This is a genomic window from Mycobacterium sp. NGS66 (assembly GCF_059812225.1).
The window spans coordinates 37529-55916 of sequence record NZ_JCALCG010000007.1; the positions used below are offsets into that span (position 1 = coordinate 37529).

Below are 18388 nucleotides of genomic sequence, written 5' to 3' on the forward strand. Positions count from 1 at the left end.
TCACGCAATTTCGGGTGCGAGGAACGCGCGCATCGCAGCCGAGTAGGCGGCCACATCGTGTGCGCCCATCAGCTCACGCGCGGAGTGCATGGCCAGCTGGGGAGCGCCGACGTCGACGGTCGGGATGCCGGTGCGGGCCGACGCCAACGGGCCGATCGTCGTTCCGCAGGGCAAATCGGCGCGATGTTCGTAGCGCTGCAACGGAACACCGGCTTGCCGACACGCCAACTCGAACGCGGCCGCCGTGCGTCCATCGGTCGCATACCGAAGGTTCGGATGCACCTTCAGCACCGGCCCCGCGTTGACCTCGATCAGGTGGCCAGGCTCATGCCGCTCCGGGTAGTTGGGATGCGTCGCGTGCGCCATGTCCGCCGAGGCCAGCAGCGAAGCCGGAACCCGTCGCAGAAAATCTTCCCGAGAGCCGCCGGCGGCCAGCACGATACGTTCCAGGACGGTGCCCAACAGGTCCGACTGCGCGCCGTGGTCCGAGGACGAGCCGACCTCCTCATGGTCGAACAGCGCGAGCACCGGCAGTTCAGCGCGCGGCTCGGCGTCCAGCAGGGCCTCCAGCCCCGCGTAGCAACTGGCCAGGTTGTCCAGCCGCGGTGCGCTCAGCAGGCTGGCGTCGGCGCCGACCACCCGCGACGGCGTCAGATCGTGCGTCATCAAATCGGCGGCCAGCACGTCGGCGGCAGCCACGCCGGTGCGCTCGGCGACATAACCGAGGAAGGACTCGTTTTCGGCGCCCACGCCCCACACCGCGTTGACGTGCCGCTGCGGGTCCAACGTCAGCGACTTGCGGTCCTCGGCCAGATGGATGGCCAGCTGCGGCACCCGCAGTATCGGATCGTCGATCCGGAGCAGCCGGTGAGCTACGCCAGCACCATCCCGTACGGATAGCCGTCCGCTGATGCCCAGATCGCGGTCCAGCCAGGAGTTGAGCCACGCTCCTCCGTACGGCTGCAATGCCACCACCCGCCAGCCTGCGACCAGCCGATCCGGATGCTGCTTCACCCGCAGGTTCGGGCTGTCGGTATGTGCCCCGACGATCCGAAACGCGCCGTCTGGACGCTCGCTGTTCCAGGCCACCAGCGACCCGGCGCGGACGGTGAAGTATCGACCCGGCTGGTCCGGCCAGCGGTCGGCCTCGTCGAGTTCGGTGTAGCCGGCCTTTTCGAGACGGGCCGCGACCGTGGCACAGGCATGGAACGGCGACGGGGAGGCGTCGATGAACTCGCAGAGACCTGCGGCGCTGGCCGACATGTCCAACATCATCGCTGCCGGGGCCTGGCCTGGTCCACGCTGGGTCTGGCGCATGCCCGCTTACTCGCGCCGCTTCCGGCGCTCGCCGTCGCCACGCTAGGGTCTGCAGAGTGCCTCCGGTTCAGCCGCAACCCATCCTCGCGCCTTTGACGCCTGCCGCGATCTTCCTTGTGCTCACGATCGACGAAGGCGGCGAGGCGACCGTGCACGACGCATTGGGCGACGTATCCGGTCTGGTCCGCGCAATCGGCTTCCGCGACCCGACCAAGCACTTGTCAGCGATCCTCTCGATCGGTTCTGATGCCTGGGACCGGCTGTTCTCCGGTCCACGACCCGCCGAGCTACACCCGTTCATCGCGCTGACCGGACCGCGGCACACCGCTCCGGCCACGCCCGGCGACATCTTGTTGCACATCCGCGCGGAGTCCCTGGACGTCTGTTTCGAGCTGGCCGGCCGCATCCTCAAGGCGATGGCCGGTGCGGTGACCGTTGTCGACGAGGTGCACGGTTTCCGCTACTTCGACAATCGCGACCTGCTTGGTTTCGTCGACGGAACCGAGAACCCCGACGGCCCAATTGCCGTCAGCGCCACCACGATCGGCGACGAAGATCCCGACTTCGCGGGCTCGTGCTATGTGCACGTGCAGAAGTATGTGCACGACATGGCGTCCTGGGAATCGTTGTCGGTCACCGAGCAAGAACGCGCGTTCGGCCGGAGCAAACTCGAAGACATCGAGATGGACGATGACGTAAAGCCCGCCAACTCGCATCTGGCGCTCAACGTGATCACCGACGACGACGGCACCGAGCTGAAGATTGTGCGGCACAACATGCCATTTGGCGAGCTCGGAACCGGCGAATTCGGCACTTACTACATCGGCTATTCGCGCACGCCGCGGGTAACCGAGCGGATGCTGAGCAACATGTTCCTCGGTGATCCGCCGGGAAACACCGACCGCATTCTGGATTTCTCCACCGCGCTGACCGGCGGCCTGTTCTTCTCCCCGACCGTCGACTTCCTCGACGATCCACCACCCCTGCCCCAATCACCCTCGCCCACAACGACAGCCGCGTCCGATTCCGCGGACGGCTCACTCTCGATCGGCAGCCTGAAAGGAACCTCCCGATGAACAACCTCTATCGCGATCTGGCACCGGTCACCGAAGCAGCCTGGGCCGAAATCGAAGAGGAGGCGACCCGCACCTTCAAACGCCACATCGCTGGGCGGCGGGTGGTTGACGTGAGCGGTCCCGGCGGGCCCGTGACCGCGGCGGTCGGCACCGGGCGGTTGATCGACGTGCAGGCACCCACCCACGGTGTGGTGGCGCACCTGCGGGCCAGCAAGCCCCTGGTCCGGCTCCGGGTCCCGTTCACCTTGTCGCGCAACGAGATCGACGACGTCGAGCGTGGTGCGCAAGACGCCGACTGGGATCCCGTCAAGAAGGCCGCCAAGAAGCTGGCGTTCGTGGAGGACCGCACCATCTTCGAGGGCTACAGCGCCGCGTCGATCGAGGGCATCCGCAGCTCCAGCTCCAACCCCAAGCTGACCCTGCCCGAAGATCCGAAAGATATGCCTGACGTCATCTCGCAAGCGCTGTCCGAGCTCCGTCTGGCCGGCGTCGACGGCCCCTACTCGGTACTGCTGTCCGCCGACGTCTACACAAAGGTCAGCGAGACCACCGCACACGGATATCCGATCCGTGAGCACCTGAACCGGCTGGTCGACGGGGACATCATCTGGGCGCCCGCGATCGACGGCGCGTTCGTGTTGACCACTCGCGGTGGTGATTTCGACTTGCAATTGGGCACCGACGTCGCGATCGGTTACACCAGCCACGACGCGGAAACCGTCGATCTTTACATGCAGGAGACGCTGACCTTCCTGTGCTACACGGCGGAAGCTTCGGTCGCGCTCGGTTCGTAACTAGCGGTCTAACACCTGATCGCTTTGCGGGGCGGCTGAGGTGGTCAGCAGTTCCCCGCTGGCGGGATGTCGAAACGACAAATCCTAAATCCACTGCGGGATTGTCTCGGACGGTGTAGAACTTTGATGGCGGTCCGCCGCTGGAAGACACGCTGTCTTTGCGAAGTCAGAAAGCATTTACAGTGAAAGAGTCGTTGAGCAGGGGAATTATATTACTTGTGGCACTGGGGGTTACGTCGTGGGTAATCCTCGATTCCCCCGTGGCCTCGGGCGCGCCGGGGGGCAACGTTCCAGGCCCCGGTGTGTGCGACTATCCCGGTGTCGGCGGAAGTACTTTCGAGGCGGGGGCTTCGACGTACTACTGCGATTTTCCTATCGAAGAGAACAGCACCCATTGGCACTGCGAATACGGCGGATGGAACCTGGGTGGTCCAGCCGGAAACGGGCCCATCGGTGGAAGTTTTATGGGTTTTGGGTTAACCCTTCCCGCAGGGGATTTCGGGGGTGCTAGCGGTAGTTGTTCATGGCGCTGGCCGGATAACACTATTGGCCCTGCGCCGAATCCACCGGGCGCGTGGAAGAACTATTTGGTGCCGAAGCCGCCCCCGCCTGAACATCGGGGACCCCCGGCTCCACCGGAAGAGCCAGAGTCTGGACCACCACCAGTGGTGAATCCTAATCCCGGCGGTGAGCCACAGACACCGGCTTACACTAACCCATCGTTTCCGAATCCTGGCAGGACTCAGAACCCGCAAAGGTAGGCTGTGTCGCGGCCGTCTTCTAGTCTCTCTTGTTCGGAGACATAGATTGTTTCGGATGAGATCGTTCATCACCGTCGGGGTCTTTCTGACTGCCGCACTCGTGGCCCTCAAATGGCCGGCGATAGGAATGGTATTGATCTGCCTATGTCTGATCGCATACTTGCGGCCGGATATCCCCGAGCCGCGGAACGCTCACGAGTAGCCACGCCGGTGGACACCGTGCGAGCCCCCTCGGTGCTGTTATTCGACGTGAACGAGACGCTCGTCGACATCTATTGGATAGCACCGCTTTTCGAGGAGCTATTCGGTGATGAACGCGTGCTGCGGGAATGGTTCGGCCAGCTGATCACGTACTCGATGACCGCCACCCTGGCCGAACACTATGTGGACTTCTTCACGCTCGGCCAAGGTGTGTTGCACATGTTGGGCTCGATCCACGAGGCGGAAATCACCGACAACCACTTATTTCAGCTGGGCGAGCTGATGCGCACCATGCCGGCACATCCCGACGTCGTCGATGGGCTCACAGCGTTGCGCGACAACGGCTTTCGCCTAGCCACGCTGACAAATTCGCCGCGCCGTCCTGGCGTGCCGACGGTGCTCGAGAACGCCGGGCTGGCAGGCTATTTCGAGCAACAGCTGAGCGTGGATGCATGCCACGCCTTCAAGCCCGCGCCAGTTGTATATCGATATGCATGTCAGGTCCTCGATGTCGCGCCCACTGATTGCATGATGGTGGCCGCGCACGCGTGGGACACCCTCGGGGCGCAAGCTATCGGCTTCAGCTCTGCGCTGATCACCCGGCCCAGCAATGCGCCGCTGCCGGTCGATGCCCTGCCGCAACCGACACTGGTGGCAACCGATCTGCGCGACCTCGCCGGGAAACTCATGAGGCCACAATGAACACCGACGAGCCGACGCAAAATCCCCCAGTAAGGCGCTTTTCGGGCGATTTTGCGTCTCACCGGAGAGGAGGACCAATGGCAACCTCGGACGGATTCCATCCTGACTTCGACGACGCCAACCGCCAAGCGGCACGCAATCGCGTCCACCACATCAAGGCGTCGGAAATCAGCTCCGACACCGCGCAAACCGAGGGTCTGCGACGTTTCGCCGCGCTGAGTGGTCGCTCCGTTGGCGCAGAGAAGCTCTGGATGGGCGAGACACACGTCGCGCCCGAGACGGCGTCGGCCAATCATCATCACGGCGAGTCGGAGACGGCCATATATGTACGAAGCGGCAATCCGCAGTTCGTCTTTCACGACGGCAGCGGCGAAGTTCGGATCTCGGCACAGCCCGGAGATTACATCTTCGTCCCGCCGTATCTACCCCACCGTGAAGAGAATCCCGACCCGGACAACCCGGCGGAGGTGGTGATCGCGCGCAGCACCCAAGAAGCGATCGTGGTCAATCTGCCGGAGCTGTATCCGCTATAGCGGCCCGGTCACTCAGCAACTTCTCAACAGATTCTTCGGTCCGAGCCAGCTCGGCTCCAAGGATTCATCAAGGCAGAAGCCGCACCATAGCTCGCATGAACGAGCCACAGCCCCCGCTCGCCGACCTGATCGAACGCTACGTGCGTCAGCGCGGGCGCCGGTACTTTTCCGGCCAGCACGACGGCGAATACTTCTTCATCGCCAACGCCCATCCCGAGCGCCTGTATGTGCACCTCGGGATCTCCCGTTGGCACTCCGACGTGTTCACCATTCGCATCGCGCCCGCCCATTTCTTCCCGGCTGCCGCCGACACCCGACTGGCACAACTCACCGATGCGTGGAACCAGCAGAACCCCGAAGTCACGGCCGTCGTGCACGGCTCTTCCGACCCGCTGCGCGTCGGTGTCTACGCGACCAGCGCCCGGCGGATCAAAGATCGCATTCCCTTCGAGGATTTCGCGGCTTACGTGAATCGCACAATCGCTGCAGCAATCGAGTTCTTCAGCGAGCTCGCGCCCATCAGCGAGACGCAGCAGCCGTTGCTGCGCGACGCCGGCTAGTCACACGACCGCCAGACGCTTCTGCCTGACGTCTGGGCGCGGGTCGCCCATCCGGGACCCGATGGCGGCCCAAGGATCGGCGTAGCGTCCTGGTGCATTGCGGTACGCGGCACGACGCTTGAGCACGGCGCGGGCAAGCGGAGCCACCAACTGCATCGGATAGCGGCGCCAGCCGGTGGCGGCGCGCATCTCGTCGAGCATGTCCGGCCAGGAGTGACGCTGAAACGACAAGGCTTGCTGCGCGCGCGTGGTGTCCATCCAGTCGGTGACGAACCAATCGTCGTCGCTGTCGGGGTCACCCGGCCTGCCCTCGGGCAACACGTCGACCAGACCCCTGGCGGCGGCCAGCGCCTTACCGACCTCTCCCTGCCGCAACAAATGCGTCTCGTCGCCGCCGATCAACAGGATCTCGCCGACCACATCGGCCGTCGTCGCAGCGGCGAACGCGGCCGCGACATCGCGGACATCAACACTGTGCATGCGCCCATCGGTCGGCAGCGCGCTCTCGAAGTACAGCGCATCGAGACTAAGCGGCATGGCAGCGGGATCGACCGTCATCACCCCACCCAGACGCAAAATCACCCACTGCAGACCGGAGGACCGGACATGTTCTTCGGCTTCGGCCTTGTGGGCACCGTACAGATCCGACGGCCGCACCGGGGTGTCGTCGCGCAACAGCTCATGGTGCCGATGCGGGTTGCGGGAACCGTGCACGGCGTTGCTCGACGCGAGGATGAAGCGTGGCGGCCGCGGGCGTGCCGCTGCCGCACGCAGCAACGCCGCGGTGGCGTCGACGTTCACCCTGCGCGCCAGGTCGGGCTGGCGATAGATCACCGGGGGTATCACAGCGGCCAGGTGGATGATGACCGTCGGCGCGGTGTCGGCCAGCAGGCGGTCTACTTCACCAGGATTGGTCAGGTCGGCCCAGCGTGCCTCGACGCCGTCGGGCAGAGGCGCCGCCCGCTGCCGCTCGGTACCAAGGTCAGAGGCGATCACCTGGTGGCCATCCGCAGCAAGCCGGCGCACAGTCTGCGACCCGACCAGACCGAACCCGCCCGTCACAAGAATCTTCTCGGTCATCTGTTTCCCCTGACTGTGGGCTATTCCACAAGACTGGATATGGCATTCTCTTTATTCGAGAGTACCGTATTCTCTACGGATGTAGAGCGCCAAACAAGGTAATCTTCATCACCTGCGTACCGGCACGACGACCAACCGGAGAGAACCATGAACGGCGACCCGCCCGACAACCACGAGATCGCCAAATGGGATCCGACGTTCGTCAGGCAAGTCGCGAACACGGCCGGCTTCGTGGTCAAGCGCTGGTTTCGCGCCGAGGTCCGCAACGTCGAAAACGTCCCGCCAGTGGGCGGCGCGTTGTTGGTGTCAAACCATTCGGGCGGCATGACCACACCTGACGGGTTCATCTTCGTGCCGCCGCTTTACGAAAAGTTCGGGTATCAGCGTCCCGTTTACGTCCTGGCGCACTACGGGTTGCTGAAGCTCACCGGCCCGCTGCGCAGATATCTGCTGCGGCTTGGAGTCGTCGATGCGACCCGCGAAAATGCCGCGGCGGCACTGAATTCGGATGCTCTGGTGCTGGTATTTCCGGGCGGCGAGTACGACTCCTTCCGGCCCACGGTGGGCGCCAACACGGTCGACTTCAACGGCCACACCGGCTACGTCAACACTGCCATCGAAGCCGCTGTGCCGATCGTGCCGATGGTGTCGATCGGCGGACAGGAAACCCAGCTGTTCCTGGCCCGCGGCCACACCCTGGCGCGCCGGCTGGGCCTGACCAAGATCCGGCTCAACGTTGTGCCGTTGACCTTCGGATTTCCATTCGGCCTGACGCCGATCGTGCCGCCGAATTTCCCACTGCCCGCCAAGATCGTCACCGAAATTCTCGAGCCGATCGACGTCATCGCCATGTTCGGCGAAGACCCCGACATCGATGAAGTCGACGCGTACGTGCGGTCGGTGATGCAGCGCGCTCTCGACCGACTGGCCCGTCAACGTCGCTTCCCCTTCCTGGGCTGAGCCGTGAAGCGGCTCAACGGCATGGACGCCATGCTGATCTACAGCGAGACACCCAACCTGCACACGCACACGCTGAAGGTGTTGGTCATCGACGCGGCGGAGTTCCCCGAGTTCGATTTCGAGGCGTTCCGCGAGCATCTGCGCCGACGACTGCACCTGCTGGAACCGTTGCGCTACCGGCTGGTCAACGTCCCCGGGCGGCTGCATCACCCGGTGTGGCGCCCAGACTGCGCGGTCGACCTGGACTACCACCTGCGGCGCGTGCAGGTGCCGGCCCCGGGCGGTCGCCGGGAACTGGACGAGGTCATCGGGCGGGTGGCCTCGACACCGTTGGACCGCAGCCATCCGCTGTGGGAGTTTCACTTCGCCGAGAAGCTGGCCCAAAATCGGTTCGCGGTGATCGGCAAGGTGCACCACGCCTTGGCCGACGGCGTCGCGTCGGTGAACTTGCTGGAACGCTTGCTGGACCTGTCCGACGCCCGGATCAGCGACGAGCGCGCGGACCAGGTCGAGTCGACGGCCGATTTGGTGCGCGCCGCCTGCCGCGACCACGCCCGGCAGCTGGCCGAACTGCCCCGGCTGGTGCGCGATGCAGTGGTCGGCATGAGGCGGGTGCGCCGCCGGGCCAGGCAACGCGGGGAGCACCCGGAGCTGGCCGCCTCGTTCGACGCGCCGCCCACCTTCCTCAACCATGTGGTGTCGCCGCAACGCCGGTTCGCCACCACCATGCTGCCGCTGGGCGAGGTCAAAGCCACCGCCAAGGCGCTGGGTATCACGCTCAACGACGCGATTCTGACGATCGCGGCCGGCGGCTTGCGGAAGCTCTTGTTGGCCTACGACGGTAAGGCCGACCGGCCGATCATCGCCTCGGTGCCGACGGCAACCGACAAATCGGATCGCGTCACCGGCAACGAGATCAGCGGCCTGTCGGTGTCATTGCCCGTGCACATCGCCGACCCAACCCGGCAGGCGCGGCTGGTCGCGCTGGCGACCCGAACGGCCAAGGAGGACCACGAAATCCTCGGCCCAGCCCTCTACGGGCGACTGATGGCCTACCTGCCGCCGGCGATCGCGCCGGCCGCGTTTCGCTGGCTCGGCCGTCGCGACGCGCCGAACAAGATGATGAACGTGGCGGTGTCCAGCGTGATGGGTCCGCGCAAACGCGGCCACGTGGCAGGCGCACCGATCAGCGAGATCTACTCGACCGGGGTGCTCTCGCCCGGGGCGCCCGTCAATATCACCGTCTGGAGCTACGTCGACCAACTCGGCGTCGCTGTGCTCACCGACGATCAGACCTTCAACGACGCCCATGAAGCCACCGACGCGCTGCGGTCCGCCTTCGCCGAATTACGCAGCGCTGCTGGGGTTTACCGGTTGATCGGCTCGGGCGGCCGGCCTCACGCCGCCAAAACGGCGTCAAGGGCTGAGTAGAACAGGCCCAGTCCGTCGTCCGACGGGCCGGTCAATGCCTCGATGGCGTGCTCGGGATGCGGCATCAGCCCGACGACGCGGCCGTTGGCTGAGCTGATGCCGGCGATATCGTGCATCGAGCCGTTGACGTTGTCGTGGTAGCGAAACACCACCCGGCCCTGGCTCTCCAATTCGTCGAGGACATTCTTCGGCGCCACGTAGCGTCCTTCGCCGGACTTCAGCGGCACCAGCAGGTCGGCGTCGGGCTCGAAGCGCGATGTCCACGCCGTGGCGGTCGACGTCACCCGCAGCCACACATCGCGGCAGATGAAGTGCAATCCGGCGTTGCGAGTCAGGGCGCCGGGCAACAGTCCGGCCTCGCACAGCACCTGAAAACCGTTGCAAATACCCAAGACCGGCATGCCTCGGCTAGCCGCAGCGACCACTTCGCCCATCACCGGCGCGAATCGGGCGATGGCCCCGGCGCGTAGGTAGTCGCCGTAGGAGAACCCGCCCGGCACCACCACGGCATCGACACCCTTCAGGTCGGCGTCGGCATGCCACAGGTTGACCGCTTGCGCTCCCACCCGCCGGGCTGCGCGCGCGGCATCCACGTCGTCGAGGCTGCCCGGGAAGGTGATGACGCCGATCCGGGCCGTCACTGGGGTTCCCTGCTTATCGTCCAGTCCTCGATCACGGTGTTCGCCAGCAGCGATTCGGCAATTTCGGCCAGCTCGGAATCGTCGACGGCGTCGTCGACCTCCAATTCGAATCGCTTGCCCTGACGCACATCTGAGATGCCGGCATGTCCCAGCCGCCCCAGCGCCCCGACAATCGCCTGACCCTGCGGGTCGAGAATCTCCGCCTTGGGCATCACATGCACGACCACCCGGGCCACCGGCGCTCCTCCTCAAGTTCGGATTGCTCCACCCAGCGAGCGGGTCCGCGCCAACTCTACCGGCGAGCGCCGCCGCGACGTCAGATCAGGGCACAATCTATAGCCATGCAACTGACACATTTCGGCCATTCCTGCCTGCTCGCGAAATTCGGCAATACCAGGCTGCTCTTCGATCCCGGTACGTTCGCGCACGGCTTCGAGGGCATCACGGGCCTGTCCGCGATCGTGATCACCCACCAGCACCCCGACCACATCGACGCCTCGCGACTGCCGGCGCTGCTCGAGGGCAACCCCAATGCCGCGCTATACGCCGATCCGCAGACCGCCGAGCAACTCGGAGCGCCGTGCCAGGCGGTACGCGTCGGCGACACGCTGCCGGTCGGAGAATTGACCATCCGGGCGGTCGGCGGCCGGCACGCCGTGATTCATCCCGAAATCCCAGTGGTAGACAACATTTCGTATCTCGTCGGCGACGGCGAGCATCCCGCCCGGCTGATGCATCCCGGTGACGCGCTGTTCGTGCCCGGCGAGCCGGTCGACGTCTTGGCCACTCCGGCGGCGGCACCGTGGATGAAGATCGCCGAGGCCGTCGACTATCTGCGCGCGGTGGCACCCGACCGTGCGGTGCCCATCCATCAGGGCATCATTGCGCCGGACGCGCGCGGCATCTATTACGGCCGGCTCGCCGAGATGACCTCCACCGACTTCCAGGTCCTGCCCGAGGAGGACGCGGTCACCTTCTGACCGCGAGCTGGGGGCACCTCCCGCTTGCGGGGGAACGCAAAATCCCCTCTGACACGGCGTGTCGAGGGGATTTTGCGTCTGCTCACCCCCTTATGTCCCCGGCTGCGCCGCGGCCGGCGGCCCGCCCGGAGAAGATGCACCCACCCAGGAACGTTCCCTCCAGCGCCCGGTAACCGTGCACGCCGCCGCCCCCAAACCCGGCGGCCTCCCCGGCCGCGTACAAGCCGGCAAGCGGGGTGCCGTCGTCCGTGAGCACCCGCGAATCCAAGTCGGTCTCGATGCCGCCCAACGTCTTTCGGGTCAGGATATGCAACTTGACGGCGATCAGGGGCCCGGCCTTCGGGTCGGTCAACCGGTGTGGTGCCACCACCCTGGTGTAGCGGTCACCCAGATAACCGCGAGCCGCCCGGATCGCGGTTATCTGGCCATCCTTGGTGAACCGGTTGGCCACCTCACGATCGCGGGCCGTGACCTCGGCCTCCACCGTCGCATAGTCCAGCGGCGCCACGTCGGGCAGCTTGTTCATGCCAGTCACCAACTCACGCAACGAGTTTGCGCTGACGAAGTCCACACCCCGCTCGACGAATGCCTGCACCGGCCCGGGCGGCCCGCCCCCGACCCGCGACCGCAACAGCCGAACTATGCTCTGCCCGGTCAGATCGGGGTTCTGCTCTTGGCCGGAAAGCGCGAACTCCTTCTCAATGATCTTGGCGTTCAACAGAAACCAGGTGTAGCCATAACCGGATTTGGTGATGTACTCCAAGGTTCCCAGGGTGTCGAATCCGGGATACAACGGAACCGGCAACCGGCGGCCGGCTGCGTCGAGCCATAGCGAAGACGGTCCCGGAATGATCCGGATGCCGTGGTTCGGCCACACCGGGTCGTAGTTGGTGATGCCTTCGGTGTAGTGCCACATCCGGTCGGGGTTGATCACGCGAGCGCCCGCCCGCTGGGAAATGTCGATCATCCGGCCGTCCACATGGGCGGGCACCCCGCAGAGCATTTGCTCGGGAACACGACCCATCCGCTCGGGCCAGTTTTTGCGAACCAGCTCATGATTGCCGCCGATGCCACCGCTGGCCACGATCACCGCAGATGCCCGGAACTCGAACTCGCCCAGTGGCTTTCGTGACGAAGCCACGCCGCGCGGCGCAGCCGACGGCTCCAGCACAGTGCCGCGCACACCCGTCACCGCGCCACCGTCGACCATCAACTCGTCGACCTGGTGCCGGTGGACAAACCGCACGGTTGAACGGTCCCGAAGCTGACGAGCGAAGATCTCGACCAGCGCGGGCCCGGTACCCCACGTGATATGGAACCGCGGCACCGAGTTCCCATGCCCTCGAGCGCCGTAACCGCCCCGTTCGGCCCAGCCCACGAAGGGGAACAATCGCAGCCCGCGGGCATGCAACCAGCTGCGCTTTTCCCCGGCGGCGAAATCGACATAGGCGTGCGCCCATTGCCGCGGCCAATGGTCTTCCGGCCGGTCGAAACCCGCCGTTCCCAGCCAGTCCTGCAGCGCGAGTTCATGGCTGTCTCTAATGCCGAGACGCCGTTGCTCGGGGCTGTCGACGAAGAACAGACCGCCGAACGACCAGAATGCCTGCCCTCCGACGTTCGCGCTGTTCTCTTGGTCGACGATCAGCACCCGCAAACCGCGATCCACCAATTCGCACGCCGCCACCAGACCCGCTAAGCCGGCACCGACGACGATGACGTCAGCCCGCAACCCCTCGTCCATGTCGGACAGGGTAACGAGGCCCTTGAATTACGCTGCGTCGAGAATCGCCTTGTCGGGCCGCCAGTTGTAGACGGTCGGAGTGCAACCGTGCATGCAGGCCAGGTCGACGGCATCCAGCATCGCCTGCAGTGGGCCGGGCTTGCGCAGGTGACGGGCTGCGACGGCGACCCGAACGATGCCGCCACGACGGGCGATCCGCTCGGCGGACAACACCACCATTCGGCACCACCACGGCTCCGACAGAAAGCCTTCTCCGATGCCCAGCACGCGGGCGCGCACGGTGGTGTGCCGCACCAGGTCGGTGATTCCGTGCAGGTCGGCGAGTAGCCGAAAGCCATTGCGGGGCAGAGCCTTTACGACGCCCGGTGATACCACCCATCCTGGGGCCGCGAACAGCCGGGTGCGCAGGCCGAGGTGCTCGAGCACGCGGTCGGCGGCCATCAGGCGCAAGTTCGCCTCGTGCGCTGGTAGCAGGGCGAATTCGCCGCGCCGCTTCTTGGTGGCCGCGTCGTCGTAGCCATGTAGGACGATGGCGTCGCCGCCTGCGCGCCGGGCCGTCAGCCACTCGACGGTGCGCGGGTCGTTATCCAGCCGGTAGTTACCCGACAAGCGAGGAGCCACCAGCAACGACACCGGCACCGAACGGGCATCCATTTGTGCGCAAAACGCCTCGACGTCGGCCAGGGTGCGATCCCCAATCCCCGAGACCGAGACGATCAGTTTTCCAGACACACCTGTAGTGTGCCGATCCCACATGTCGGGATAGTGAAGTCCACGCAGACGGCAGGCATACTTCCGATCGCTACGACGCTGGGCGCGCGAGCAGACGCAAAATCCCCTATTTCGGCACCCAAATAGGGGATTTTGCGTCTGTTCGCCAGCCAACGCGACCGAGCTAATCGGTTCGATATGCTAAGCAACGCTATGGAGAAGGCCCATCCCGCAACGGCCGATGCCTCGCCGCCCACCCTGCAGTCAGGCGCGGCTGACCACGTCTACCCCGACAAGCTGGATGCCCGACTGCTGCGCATCTCCGGGGTGTGCATCTTGGCCACGGTGATGGCGATCCTGGATGTCACGGTCGTCAGCGTCGCGCAGCGCACCTTCATCGATCAGTTCGGCTCGACACAGGCCATTGTCGGCTGGACGATGACCGGCTATACGCTCGCGCTGGCAACCGTGATCCCGATAACCGGCTGGGCGGCCGACCGGTTCGGCACCAAACGTCTGTTCATCGGCTCGGTGCTCGCCTTCACGGTCGGTTCGTTACTGTGCGCGGTCGCGGCGAACATGCCGCAGCTCATCCTGTTCCGCGTGGCGCAGGGCATCGGCGGGGGCAGTTTGCTGCCGCTGAGCTTCATGATCCTGACCCGCGAAGCCGGTCCACGACGGCTGGGTCGCCTGATGTCGATCCTCAGCATTCCGATGCTGCTCGCTCCCATCGGCGGGCCGATCCTGGGCGGCTGGCTCATCGACACCTCCAGCTGGCGGTGGATATTTTTGATCAACCTGCCTTTCGGGCTGGCAACGGTGGTGCTTGCGGCCGTCCTCTTTCCGAAGGACCAACCTGCCCGCTCGGAGAGCTTCGACGTCGTCGGCGTGCTGTTGCTCTCACCGGGTCTGGCGACGTTCCTGTTCGCGGTGTCGTCCATTCCCCGCCGCGGAACCGTGGCAGATCGCCACGTCCTGATACCCGCGATCCTCGGCCTCGCGCTGATCGCCGCGTTCGTCGTGCATGCGCGACACCGTGCCGACCACCCGCTGATTGATCTGCGGCTGTTCAGCAACCGGGTGCTTACCAACGCCAATGTGACGATGGTGGTGTTCGCGGTCGCCTTCTTCGGCGCCTGCCTGGTGCTTCCGAGCTATTTCCAGCAAGTGCTCCACCAGACGCCGATGCAGGCTGGCATGCACATGATCCCCCAAGGACTGGGTGCCATGTTGACCATGCGACTGACGGGACCACTGGTCGACAGGCAGGGGCCAGGCAAGATCGTGCTGGTCGGCATCGTGCTGATCACCGCTGGCCTAGGCACTTTCGCCTGCGGTGTCGCGTGGCAGGCGCGATACCTGCCCACCCTGCTGGTCGGGCTGGCGATCATGGGTCTGGGTATGGGCTGCACCATGATGCCGCTCTCGGTGGCATCGGTGCAGTCGCTGGCCCCCCACCAGATCGCCCGTGGGACCACGCTGATCAGCGTTAGCCAGCAGGTGGGCGGCTCCATTGGGACCGCACTGATGTCGATGATCCTGACCAATCAGTTCAACCGAAGCGAAAACATCACTGCGGCTAGGACACTCGCTGTTCTACAGCAGCAGGCCGTCACTACGGGAGTGCCGGTTCAGCAGTCGGCGATACCCCGGCAATCACTGGCCCCGGGCTTTGCGGCTAACCTACTGCACGACCTTTCGCACGCTTACACAACGGTATTCGTGGTTGCGGTCGTCTTGGTGCTGTCGACGATCATCCCGGCGGCGTTTCTGCCGAAGACGCCCGCCAGTGAAACGGCACGAGAAGACGCAAAATCCCCTTAAACGGCAATGATTTCGGGGATTTTGCGTCTGCTCGCGCTCAGCTATAGCGGTCGCTGTCGGCTGCAGCCAGCAACCAGGCGTACTGGTATGCGGCTTCCTTCCAGGCTCGATAGCGACCACTGACCCCGCCATGTCCAGCCGCCATCTGAGTCTTGAGCAGCACCGGATTTCCGTCGGCCTTGGTATGACGCAGCGCCGCAACCCATTTAGCGGGCTCCACATAGTAGACTCGGGTGTCGTTGAGTGACGTCATGGCCAGGATCGCCGGGTAGTGCTTGGCCTCCACATTTTCGTAGGGCGAGTACGACTTCATGTAGGCGTAGACCTCGCTGTCGCTCAGCGGATTTCCCCATTCGTCCCACTCTGTGACGGTCAACGGCAGCGAGGGATCCAGGATGGTGGTCAATGGGTCGACAAAGGGTACCTGCGCGAGGATTCCGGCGAACAGTTGTGGTGCCATGTTTGCCACGGCGCCCACCAACAGCCCGCCCGCGCTGCCACCCAACGCCACTAGCCGATCCGGTCGCGTCAGTCCCGAGGCGACCAAATACTTTGCCACCGCGATGAAGTCGGTGAAGGTGTTCTTCTTTTTCAGCAGCTTGCCGTGCTCGTACCACAGCCGGCCCATCTCGCCCCCGCCGCGAACGTGTGCGACGGCGAAAACCATGCCGCGATCCAGCAGCGACAACCGGGCGATGGAAAAGCTCGGGTCTGTACAGATCTCGTACGCGCCATAACCGTAAAGCAGTGTCGGCGCCGGGAATTCGACACCCGCGCGGTGCACGATCGACACCGGGATGCGGGTGCCGTCGTCGGCGTGTGCCCAATCGCGCCGTTCCACATAGTCCGACGGCCGGTAGTCACCCAGGACGGGCTGCTCGCGTAGCAACGTGCGTTCGCCGGTCTCGAGGTCCACGTCGTAGATGCGCGGCGGAATGAGGAAGGAATCCGCCCTGATTCGCAGCTTGGGCGAATCCCAATTCGGGTTGGCTCCCAGCCCCGACGCCATCAGCTCGGAGTCAAACGAAATCTCTTCTGGCTCTGCGTAGTTGCCGTTGGAGTCGATAGGCCATAATTGGATGCGCGGCAATGCCTCACGCCGGTAGCTGATGACCAGATGTCTGGCGAACGCGTCCACATAGTCCAGCCGCACGTCATCGCGGTGCGGAATGAGGGTGCGCTGCCGGGTCGGATCGCTTACGGGCGCCTCGACGAGCGTGAAGTTCACTGCGCCGTCGTTGTGCAGAATCAAGAACCGGTCTTCTCCGCCGATAATTGCGTGCTCCACCGAGTACTCGACGCCGTCGCGCCGCGGCAGCACCACCGTGAACTGCGCCTCGGGATCGGCCGCGTCCGCGTAGCGCACCTCGGAGGTGATTGCCGACCCCGACGCAACAACGACGTAAGATTCGCTGCGGGTAAGGCCCACGCCGAGCCAGAAGCGTTCGTCGGCCTCGTGATACACCTGCTCCGGTGGCTCGCCGGAGCCCAGTCGGTACCGCCAGACCTTGTCCGGGCGGCGGGCCTCGTCCAAGGTCGTGTAGTACACGGTGCGGTTGTCGGCGGCCCATGTCACTCCGGCGCCAACCGGTGTGATTTCGTCCGGAAACATGTCGGCTGTGCGTAAGTCTTTGAAGCGCATCGTGTATCGTTCGTCGCCCACGACGTCGACGGAGTATGCCAGCAGATTGCCGTCCAGGTTGACCAGACAGGCGCCCAACGCAAAGAATTCATGGCCTTCGGCCTCGACGTTCGAGTCGAGCAGGACTTGTTCGCCCGGGATTTCGGTTTGCTCGTCGAGGGCTGGCGGACGCCAATCGCCGGGATCGGCTACCGGACAACGGCATTGGACGCGGTATTGCTTTCCCTCGAAGGTCCGGCCGTAGTACCACCAGTCGCCCTGCCGAACCGGCACCGACAGGTCGGTCTCCTTGGTCCGTGCCTTGATCTCGTCAAATATGCTCTGCCGCAATGGTTCGAGGTGAGCTGTCGTGGCGTCGGCGTACGCGTTCTCGGCCTCGAGGTAGGCGATGACTTCCGGATCAGCCTTGTCGCGCAGCCATTCGTACGGGTCGACGAAGACGTCACCGTGGTACTCGCGCTTGGTGTCGACTCGTTTGGCGACGGGTGGGTTAAGTCCGTCGCTCATGCGCCCGGGCCAATCCAGTCGTCGAAGCTCAAGCCGGAAATCCGTTCGTAGGCATTGATATAACGATCGCGGGTGGCATCGATGATGTCGTCGGGAAGCGGTGGGGGTGGCTGTGTGCCGTTGCGGTCCCACCCGGAGGCGGGACTGGTGAGCCAGTTGCGGACGAACTGTTTGTCGAAGCTGGTCTGCACCACGCCGGGCCGGTAGTCTTCGGCCGGCCAGTACCGTGACGAGTCCGGCGTGAAGATTTCGTCGGCCAGTAGCACGTTGCCGTCCCGGTCCATACCGAACTCGAACTTGGTGTCGGCGATGATGATTCCCTTCTTCAGGGCGTGATCGGCTGCTTGGACGTAAATCTGAAGCGTGCGATCGCGCAACTGGTTGGCGTGCACCGCGCCAACCAGCTCGATCACCCCGGCGAACGAGATGTTTTCGTCGTGGGTTCCCAGGGCGGCTTTGGTCGCCGGCGTGAACAGCGGCGTATCGAACTTGCTGGCCTCGACCAGTCCTGGGGGCAACACGATGCCACACACTTTCCCGGTTGCTTGGTAGTCCAGTAGCCCCGAGCCGGTCAGATACCCGCGTGCCACGCATTCCACCGGGAACATCTCCAGCTGTCGCACCACCAGGGCGCGGCCCAGCACCTCGTCGGGTATTCGTGGGTCGTCGGGCGGCCCGGCCAGGTGGTTGGGGGCATCGACGAGGCCGAAAAAGAACACGCTCATCGCGGTCAGGATGCGGCCCTTGTCCGGGATGGTGCTGTCCAAGACGTAGTCGTACGCCGAGATCCGGTCGGAGGCGACCAAGAGCAGATGCTCGTCATCGACCCGGTACAGCTCACGAACCTTGCCGCTGGCCAGATGCTGGTAGTCGGACAATGCGGGGCGCAGCATCGGGCCAGCCTATCCGGCGAGCAGGGCACAAAGT

At 64.7% G+C, this 18388-nt stretch carries 17 protein-coding genes; 9 read left to right on the forward strand and 8 right to left on the reverse strand.

Annotated features, from left to right (window positions below):
* A complete protein-coding gene (locus tag AC5Y2L_RS14880; protein WP_499935446.1) occupies positions 1–1263 on the reverse strand; it encodes a M18 family aminopeptidase in 1263 nt (420 codons plus the stop codon).
* A 110-nt stretch (positions 1264–1373) separates the two neighbouring features.
* Between AC5Y2L_RS14880 and AC5Y2L_RS14885 the strand changes: the two genes are divergently transcribed.
* The 5 genes from AC5Y2L_RS14885 (at position 1374) to AC5Y2L_RS14905 (ending at position 5944) form a co-directional block, all read left to right on the forward strand.
* A complete protein-coding gene (locus tag AC5Y2L_RS14885) occupies positions 1374–2393 on the forward strand; it encodes a Dyp-type peroxidase (protein ID WP_499935114.1) in 1020 nt (339 codons plus the stop codon).
* Complete coding sequence (locus AC5Y2L_RS14890) at positions 2390–3187, forward strand: family 1 encapsulin nanocompartment shell protein (protein WP_499935115.1); 798 nt, start codon at positions 2390–2392, stop codon at positions 3185–3187. The genes AC5Y2L_RS14885 and AC5Y2L_RS14890 overlap by 4 nt, the downstream gene beginning before the upstream one ends.
* A gap of 980 nt (positions 3188–4167) precedes the next feature.
* Entirely contained in the window at positions 4168–4851 is a 684-nt protein-coding gene (locus tag AC5Y2L_RS14895) for a haloacid dehalogenase type II (protein ID WP_499935448.1), read from the forward strand.
* Between the two features lie 77 nt (positions 4852–4928).
* Positions 4929–5384 carry a cupin domain-containing protein gene (locus AC5Y2L_RS14900; protein ID WP_499935117.1) on the forward strand — a complete coding sequence of 152 codons (456 nt, stop codon included), beginning with the start codon at positions 4929–4931 and terminating at the stop codon, positions 5382–5384.
* Positions 5385–5479: 95 nt separating this feature from the next.
* A complete protein-coding gene (locus AC5Y2L_RS14905) occupies positions 5480–5944 on the forward strand; it encodes a hypothetical protein (protein ID WP_499935118.1) in 465 nt (154 codons plus the stop codon).
* Here AC5Y2L_RS14905 and AC5Y2L_RS14910 read toward each other — a convergent pair whose 3' ends face one another.
* Positions 5945–7024 (reverse strand): NAD-dependent epimerase/dehydratase family protein, encoded by a 1080-nt coding sequence (locus tag AC5Y2L_RS14910; protein ID WP_499935119.1) that lies wholly within the window; start codon positions 7022–7024, stop codon positions 5945–5947.
* Positions 7025–7171: 147 nt separating this feature from the next.
* On the opposite strand from AC5Y2L_RS14910, the gene AC5Y2L_RS14915 reads away from it, so the two are divergent.
* Both AC5Y2L_RS14915 and AC5Y2L_RS14920 read left to right on the forward strand, forming a co-directional pair.
* Positions 7172–7984: a lysophospholipid acyltransferase family protein gene (locus AC5Y2L_RS14915; RefSeq protein WP_499935121.1), complete on the forward strand. Its 813-nt coding sequence runs from the start codon at positions 7172–7174 to the stop codon at positions 7982–7984.
* Between the two features lie 3 nt (positions 7985–7987).
* The gene (locus tag AC5Y2L_RS14920) at positions 7988–9415 is read left to right on the forward strand and encodes a WS/DGAT/MGAT family O-acyltransferase (RefSeq protein ID WP_499935122.1); all 1428 of its coding nucleotides are present in this window, start codon (positions 7988–7990) and stop codon (positions 9413–9415) included.
* Here AC5Y2L_RS14920 and purQ read toward each other — a convergent pair.
* Both purQ and purS read right to left on the reverse strand, forming a co-directional pair.
* Positions 9382–10056, reverse strand: a complete 675-nt coding sequence (purQ, locus tag AC5Y2L_RS14925) for a phosphoribosylformylglycinamidine synthase subunit PurQ (protein WP_499935124.1) — start codon at positions 10054–10056, stop codon at positions 9382–9384. The two genes, AC5Y2L_RS14920 and purQ, sit on opposite strands and share 34 nt — an antisense overlap.
* Positions 10053–10292: a phosphoribosylformylglycinamidine synthase subunit PurS gene (gene purS / locus AC5Y2L_RS14930; protein WP_499935126.1), complete on the reverse strand. Its 240-nt coding sequence runs from the start codon at positions 10290–10292 to the stop codon at positions 10053–10055. The genes purQ and purS overlap by 4 nt, the downstream gene beginning before the upstream one ends.
* 105 nt (positions 10293–10397) lie before the next feature.
* On the opposite strand from purS, the gene AC5Y2L_RS14935 reads away from it, so the two are divergent.
* Positions 10398–11036 carry an MBL fold metallo-hydrolase gene (locus AC5Y2L_RS14935; protein ID WP_499935128.1) on the forward strand — a complete coding sequence of 213 codons (639 nt, stop codon included), beginning with the start codon at positions 10398–10400 and terminating at the stop codon, positions 11034–11036.
* 82 nt (positions 11037–11118) lie between these two features.
* Here AC5Y2L_RS14935 and AC5Y2L_RS14940 read toward each other — a convergent pair whose 3' ends face one another.
* Positions 11119–12777, reverse strand: a complete 1659-nt coding sequence (locus AC5Y2L_RS14940) for an FAD-binding dehydrogenase (RefSeq protein ID WP_499935130.1) — start codon at positions 12775–12777, stop codon at positions 11119–11121.
* 27 nt (positions 12778–12804) lie between these two features.
* A complete protein-coding gene (locus AC5Y2L_RS14945) occupies positions 12805–13509 on the reverse strand; it encodes a DUF2334 domain-containing protein (RefSeq protein WP_499935132.1) in 705 nt (234 codons plus the stop codon).
* Positions 13510–13686: 177 nt separating this feature from the next.
* Between AC5Y2L_RS14945 and AC5Y2L_RS14950 the strand changes: the two genes are divergently transcribed.
* A complete protein-coding gene (locus tag AC5Y2L_RS14950; protein ID WP_499935134.1) occupies positions 13687–15312 on the forward strand; it encodes a DHA2 family efflux MFS transporter permease subunit in 1626 nt (541 codons plus the stop codon).
* Between the two features lie 37 nt (positions 15313–15349).
* Here the strand turns inward: AC5Y2L_RS14950 and AC5Y2L_RS14955 are convergent, their stop codons facing one another.
* Together AC5Y2L_RS14955 and AC5Y2L_RS14960 are read right to left on the reverse strand one after the other, a co-directional pair.
* The gene (locus AC5Y2L_RS14955; protein WP_499935136.1) at positions 15350–17461 is read right to left on the reverse strand and encodes a S9 family peptidase; all 2112 of its coding nucleotides are present in this window, start codon (positions 17459–17461) and stop codon (positions 15350–15352) included.
* Positions 17458–18351: a phosphoribosylaminoimidazolesuccinocarboxamide synthase gene (locus AC5Y2L_RS14960; protein WP_499935450.1), complete on the reverse strand. Its 894-nt coding sequence runs from the start codon at positions 18349–18351 to the stop codon at positions 17458–17460. The genes AC5Y2L_RS14955 and AC5Y2L_RS14960 overlap by 4 nt, the downstream gene beginning before the upstream one ends.
* Positions 18352–18388: the final 37 nt, after the last annotated feature.

Coding starts and splice junctions, on each gene's coding strand:
- AC5Y2L_RS14890 (WP_499935115.1), top strand. CDS start 2,390: ATGAACAACCTCTATCGCGATCTGGCACCGGTCACCGAAGCAGCCTGG.
- AC5Y2L_RS14880 (WP_499935446.1), bottom strand. CDS start 1,263: ATGTCGGCCAGCGCCGCAGGTCTCTGCGAGTTCATCGACGCCTCCCCG.
- AC5Y2L_RS14950 (WP_499935134.1), top strand. CDS start 13,687: ATGCTAAGCAACGCTATGGAGAAGGCCCATCCCGCAACGGCCGATGCC.
- AC5Y2L_RS14955 (WP_499935136.1), bottom strand. CDS start 17,461: ATGAGCGACGGACTTAACCCACCCGTCGCCAAACGAGTCGACACCAAG.
- AC5Y2L_RS14905 (WP_499935118.1), top strand. CDS start 5,480: ATGAACGAGCCACAGCCCCCGCTCGCCGACCTGATCGAACGCTACGTG.
- AC5Y2L_RS14935 (WP_499935128.1), top strand. CDS start 10,398: ATGCAACTGACACATTTCGGCCATTCCTGCCTGCTCGCGAAATTCGGC.
- AC5Y2L_RS14940 (WP_499935130.1), bottom strand. CDS start 12,777: ATGGACGAGGGGTTGCGGGCTGACGTCATCGTCGTCGGTGCCGGCTTA.
- AC5Y2L_RS14900 (WP_499935117.1), top strand. CDS start 4,929: ATGGCAACCTCGGACGGATTCCATCCTGACTTCGACGACGCCAACCGC.
- AC5Y2L_RS14910 (WP_499935119.1), bottom strand. CDS start 7,024: ATGACCGAGAAGATTCTTGTGACGGGCGGGTTCGGTCTGGTCGGGTCG.
- AC5Y2L_RS14915 (WP_499935121.1), top strand. CDS start 7,172: ATGAACGGCGACCCGCCCGACAACCACGAGATCGCCAAATGGGATCCG.